Genomic DNA, 716 nt, shown 5'->3' on the forward strand with positions numbered 1-716 from the left:
AAAAATCTGTCATATTATCTCATCTTTACGCTTTTCTTTTTTGTTTTTCAACAAAAAGGCATTACTCAAAGCATTGCCATTCAATCAGGAGGAACCTCTTGGTCTGTTACTGTACCTGCCAGTAATATTACCACTGCCGGGCTTGACTACAGCATCAATATGACTAGCGCAACTAACCAATCGCTAATGAATATCAGTACACTTCTGACTTATGAAGTTCGAGCTAAGAAACAAGATACACTTTGGGATAGTAGATTAGAGTTGTATGTACGAAAAACAGGAGATGGAACTCCTGTGCTTCTTGCCACCATAAGCTCGGAGTTGGCAGCTATAATTTACTCGGAAGCTCCGACGTAACTCTTTTCTCAGGATTGTTGGGTAGAACAGGAGTTCCACTTCAGTATGAAATCAGGGGAATTTCAGTTGTAGTACCTGTTCGAACTTATTCGACCACCATTGTTTATACTTTTGTGGGGTTATTATAACATACCTTCATCAGCAAAACTGAGAATACGTTTTATCGGTAAAAATCAAATGGTCTAAGACAGGCAATAWMCAGAAAATGATTGAACCTTTTACCAAGGCCATTCAATTAGCTATTCAACGAATTTTAATAAATCTTAAAACAATCGGGTAGTGTAATCATTCAGAATGGAATCTAAACAAAATTACATTCGTATTACTAATATAACTATTTTTTGAATAAAATATTTTGT

Annotated in this window: 1 pseudogene; it reads left to right on the top strand. The window is 35.7% G+C overall.

Annotated features, from left to right (window positions below):
* Positions 1–357 (top strand): annotated as a pseudogene (locus BWI92_RS27550) (hypothetical protein); the annotation flags it as partial.
* Between the last annotated feature and the right edge of the window lie 359 nt (positions 358–716).

It is taken from the genome of Flectobacillus sp. BAB-3569 (genome assembly GCF_002270355.1).
GTDB lineage: Bacteria > Bacteroidota > Bacteroidia > Cytophagales > Spirosomataceae > Flectobacillus > Flectobacillus roseus.